General features: G+C 73.2%; 6 protein-coding genes. 4 read left to right on the top strand and 2 right to left on the bottom strand.

What is annotated here, in order from left to right:
• Nucleotides 1-146 precede the first annotated feature (146 nt).
• Nucleotides 147-917, top strand: coding sequence for an alpha/beta fold hydrolase (locus ND748_RS25905; RefSeq protein WP_251748734.1), 771 nt, complete (start codon nucleotides 147-149; stop codon nucleotides 915-917).
• Between the two features lie 35 nt (nucleotides 918-952).
• Here the strand turns inward: ND748_RS25905 and ND748_RS25910 are convergent, their stop codons facing one another.
• Nucleotides 953-1,324, bottom strand: coding sequence for a MerR family transcriptional regulator (locus ND748_RS25910; protein WP_251748735.1), 372 nt, complete (start codon nucleotides 1,322-1,324; stop codon nucleotides 953-955).
• A 123-nt stretch (nucleotides 1,325-1,447) separates the two neighbouring features.
• On the opposite strand from ND748_RS25910, the gene ND748_RS25915 reads away from it, so the two are divergent.
• The 3 genes from ND748_RS25915 (at nucleotide 1,448) to ND748_RS25925 (ending at nucleotide 3,859) form a co-directional block, all read left to right on the top strand.
• Nucleotides 1,448-2,521, top strand: a complete 1,074-nt coding sequence (locus ND748_RS25915; protein ID WP_251748737.1) for an alkene reductase — start codon at nucleotides 1,448-1,450, stop codon at nucleotides 2,519-2,521.
• 82 nt (nucleotides 2,522-2,603) lie between these two features.
• Nucleotides 2,604-2,987, top strand: a complete 384-nt coding sequence (locus ND748_RS25920) for a putative quinol monooxygenase (RefSeq protein ID WP_251748739.1) — start codon at nucleotides 2,604-2,606, stop codon at nucleotides 2,985-2,987.
• A 164-nt stretch (nucleotides 2,988-3,151) separates the two neighbouring features.
• The gene (locus ND748_RS25925; RefSeq protein WP_251748741.1) at nucleotides 3,152-3,859 is read left to right on the top strand and encodes a bifunctional 2-polyprenyl-6-hydroxyphenol methylase/3-demethylubiquinol 3-O-methyltransferase UbiG; all 708 of its coding nucleotides are present in this window, start codon (nucleotides 3,152-3,154) and stop codon (nucleotides 3,857-3,859) included.
• On the opposite strand, the gene ND748_RS25930 is transcribed toward ND748_RS25925, so the two are convergent.
• Nucleotides 3,804-4,508: an HAD family phosphatase gene (locus ND748_RS25930; protein WP_251748742.1), complete on the bottom strand. Its 705-nt coding sequence runs from the start codon at nucleotides 4,506-4,508 to the stop codon at nucleotides 3,804-3,806. The genes ND748_RS25925 and ND748_RS25930 overlap by 56 nt on opposite strands.
• Nucleotides 4,509-4,539: the final 31 nt, after the last annotated feature.

The raw sequence follows: 4,539 nt of genomic DNA on the forward strand, positions 1-4,539 counted from the left end.
CCACCGGCCCGCCGCGCCAGCGCCACGCCAGCCGCGAGACCCGCCGGCGGCGTCGGCGCGCACCCGCCGCACACCTTGACGTGAACGTCAGATCATCTAGCGTCAACTCACGTTCCACCGGGATGTACGCATACGGGAGGTCTGTGATGGCTGAGGTTGGCATCGTGCTCGTGCACGGCGGTCAGCACGCCGGGGACTGCTGGGAACCCACCGTCGCCGAGATCGGGTTACAGGCGCCGGGTACGCCCGTCCTCGCCGTCGACCTGCCCGGCCGGCGTTCGGCGCCCGCCGACCTGGCGAAGGTCACCGTCGACGACTGGGTGACGAGCACGATCGCGCAGATCGACGCCGCCGGCATCGGCGAGTTCGTCATCGTCGGCCATTCGATGGCCGGCCTGACCGTGCCCGGCGTCGTCGCGCGGCTCGGCCCGACGCGCGTGCGCCGGATGATCCTGCTGGGCGCGGCCGTGCCGCCACAGGGCCGCTCGATCGTCGACACGGTGCCCGGCATCCTGGGCTGGGTCGCCCGCCGCAAGGCCGCGACCGGCCGTCCCGCCGCACCGATGCCCCGGCTGCTCGCGCGCTACTCGTTCTGCAACGGCATGTCCCGCGAGCAGCGGGCGTTCAGCCTGTCCCGGCTCTACGGCGAGTCCACCGGGGTGGCGATCGAGCCCACCGACCGCACCGACCTCGACCACTCGGTGCCCCGCACCTGGCTGTTGACCCTGCGCGACCGCGCCCAGACACCCGCCACCCAGCGCCGCTCGATCGAAGCGCTGGGCGGCGTCGACGAGGTCGTCGACCTCGACACCGGCCACAACGCCATGATCAGCCACCCCGCCGAGCTGGCCCGCATCCTCCTCGACCGGCGCGACGCCCCCTCCCCCGGTCCGTCACCTGACCGGTCCGTCACCTGACCGACCCGCAGTGGGGCGACCCGACCGGGACGCCGTCAGGCGGCGGCCTGGCGGGCGTCGCGGTGGGCCTGGGCCGCGACCATCAGGAGGTCGAGCGCGTCGCGGGTGCGCAGCAGGTCCTCGATGTGGGTGGAGAGCCGGTCACGCTCCCTGGCCATGCGCTCCATCGCCGCGTCGGCGTTCTCGTCGCTGGGTGAGTCGAGGCACGGCAGCAGGTCGCTGATGGCGCCGCTGGACAGCCCGGCCGCGTACAGGCGCTGGATGAAGGCGACCCGCTCGACATCGTCGGCCGTGTACTGCCGCTGCCCGCCGGCGCTGCGGGTGCTGGTGAGCAGTCCCTGCTCCTCGTAGTAGCGCAGCGAACGGACACTGACGCCGGCCCGCGCCGCGAGTTCGCCGATCCGCATCTCACCCTCCCGGCTGTGATCCCGGCCCCACGCCTTGCCTCTCACACTGATGTCAGGTTTTAGCGTACCTGGCGGGCCCGCCGTTGCGGGGCCCGTGACCAGGTACGCGAATGGAGTTCCGGGATGACCACGCTGTTCGACCGTTACCGCCTCGGCGGTCTGGCGCTGCCCAACCGGGTCGTGATGGCCCCGATGTCCCGGGTCCGGGCCGCGGCCGGGAGCCTCGCGACCCCGTCCATGGCGGTCTACTACGCCCAGCGGGCCACCGCCGGGTTGATCGTCAGCGAGGGGGTGCAGCCCAGCCAGGTCGGGCAGTCCAACCCGGGCACCCCGGGCCTGTACACCGACGAGCAGGTGGCCGCCTGGCGGCCCGTCACCGACGCCGTGCACGCCAACGGCGGGCGCATCTTCGCTCAGATCATGCACGGCGGCCGGGTCTCGCACCCCGACACCACCGGTCTCCAGCCGGTCGGACCGTCCGCCGTCGCCGCCGTGGGCGAGGTGTTCACCCCGACCGGGCCGCAACCCGCGCCGGTCCCCCGCGCCCTGGGCACCTCCGAGGTGCCCGAGCAGGCCCGTTCGTACGCTCAGGCCGCCCGGCGCGCCGTCGACGCCGGGTTCGACGGCGTCGAACTGCACGGCGCGAACGGCTACCTGATCTCGCAGTTCCTGTCGTCCAACGCCAACCTGCGCACCGACTCCTACGGCGGCCCGGTCGCCCACCGCATCCGCTTCGCCGTCGAGGCGGTGGCCGCCACGGTCGACGCCGTGGGCGCGGGGCGAACCGCGATCAGGCTCTCCCCCGGCGGCACCTTCTGGGGCGTCGAGGAGACCGAGGTGGTGGCGCTGTACGCGGCACTGCTCGCCGAACTCGCCCGCTTCGACCTCGCCTACGTGCACCTGGAGGCGACCGCCGAGCAGGAGGTGCTGGTCGGGCTGCGCCGCGCATGGCCGGGCAGCCTGGTCATGAACCCGGTGCTCCCGATGGGCCCGAAGCAGGTCGACCGGAGCGCCGCCGACCACTGGCTCGGCCTGGGCGCGGATCTGATCAGCTTCGGCCGCGCCTTCATCGCCAACCCCGACCTGGTGGAACGGCTGCGCACCGGCCTGCCGGTCGCGCCCGCCGACACGGCCACGTGGTACCAGGGCGGCGACGCCGGCTATCTCACCTACCCGGCGTACCAGTACACCGCCTGACCGGAGCAGGCAAGCCGTCAGGCCGGTGGCGGAATCGAACAGTCCGGCTCTGCACAGCCGACCCGAAGGACGAGGAAGAACAATGCATTCGCTCCAGGACAAGGCCACCGCCGCCACCACCACCGTCGCCGCCGCCGCCGCCGGCACGGAGCCGTCTGTCCGGACGGCCGTCATCATTGCCGGCCGGGTCTTCGTCCCCGCCGGTGACGTCGAGGCGTTCGTCGCCGAGGCACAGGCGACGTACCCGGTCGCCGCGGCGAACCCGGGAAACGTGCTGATCTCGTTCTGCGTGGAGGACGCGGCGACCGGTTCCGTCACGGTGCTCGAGCAGTGGACGTCCCAGGAGGCGCTGGATCGGCACCTGGCCACCCCGCAGGTCACGGCACTCTTCGCCAGGTGGAGCCCGCACATGCGCAACGAGGTGCGCAAGTTCGACGCGCTCAACGAAAGAGACCCCCGGGCCTGAGACCACCGGGCCGGAGAACCACCGGGCCGGAGAACCACCGGGCCTGAGACCACCGGGTCTGAGACCACCGGCGTCCGGGCTGAACCGCGTCGCGCCACCAGGGTCCTGGAACATCCCGGAATAACGGCTCGCCGGGGCGCTGGTGGGACGTTAGTTTCCTCGGCATGCTCGACCATGATTCCACGGATCTGGTGCGTCGCAGCTACGACGCGATCTCCTATCAGTACCGGCGAGACGACGACGAGCCCCGGCCCTACGGGCCCTGGATCGCCGACCTGCTCGCGCGCGTGCCGGCGGGTGGGACGGTTCTCGACGTCGGCTGCGGCTGCGGCGTTCCGGTGGCACGGGCCCTGGACGCCGCCGGTCACCGGGTGACGGGGGTCGATCTGAGCGCCGAACAGGTCCGACGTGCGCGCACGTTGATGCCGGCGGCCACCTTCCTGCACGCCGACGCCACCGAGGTCGACTTCCCGCCGGCCACCTTCGACGCGGTCGTCAGCCTGTACGCGCTGATCCACCTGCCGCTACGGAAACAACCAGCGCTGTTGGCCCGGATCGGCACCTGGCTGCGACCGGGCGGTTGGCTGCTCGCCATCACCGGCCAGGACGCGTGGACCGGCGTCGAGCAGGACTGGTTCGGCAGCGGCCAGCCGATGTGGTGGAGCCAGGCCGACGCGGCCACCTACCGGTCGTGGATCGCGGCGTCCGGACTCGTCGTCGAGTCCGAGCATTTCGTCCCCGAGGGCAGCAGCGGTCACGCGCTGTTCTGGGCCCGCCGCCCGGCTGCCGGCAACGACGCCGAGGCCGAGGCCGAGGTCAACCCTCCCGGGGAGCCCGGCGGTCGACCAGGGCGGCCAGCCACTCGGGGGTGACGTGCGTGAGGCTCGGCACGACGGCGTCGACGGGGACGTCGGCAGGCTGCGGCGTCGAGGGGACGAGCACGGTCACGCAGCCTGCGGCCAGGCCCGCCGTCGCGCCCGACGTGCTGTCCTCCAGCACGACGCAGCGCGCCGGCGCCACGGCGAGCAGGCGGCTGGCCCGCAGGTACGGCTCGGGATCCGGCTTGCCGCGCACCACCTCGTCCCCAGCGACCGACACCTGGAAGCGGGCGGCGCCGACCGTGCCGAGCACGTGGTCCATGAGCACCCGGGCCGACGACGACACCAGCGCCAGCGGCACCCGGTGCGCCGCGAGCGCACCGAGCAGCTCGACCGCCCCGGGCCGCGCCACGATCGCCCCCGGCGTGGCGAAGAGCTCGACGATGCGGCCCATGACGAACCGTGCCGCCTCGGCGAAGCGCGATCCGTCCACCCCGAGCAGCGACAGCATGAGGTGCAGCGCCGTGTCCGGGCCGCGGCCCAGGAGCGCCGCCTTGATCTCGGGGGTGAACACGCCGCCGAAGTGGGCGGCGAGGTCCTCCTGCGCCCGCGTCCACAGCCGCTCGGTGTCGACGAGCAGGCCGTCCATGTCGAACAGCACCGCCGCCGGCGCCCGCCCGCCACTCACCGGCCCGCCACTCATCGGCCGCTGCCGGGCAGGCCCGGCCCCGGAC

Origin of the sequence: Frankia sp. AiPs1, from assembly GCF_023716945.1 — a bacterium.
Taxonomy (GTDB): domain Bacteria; phylum Actinomycetota; class Actinomycetes; order Frankiales; family Frankiaceae; genus Frankia.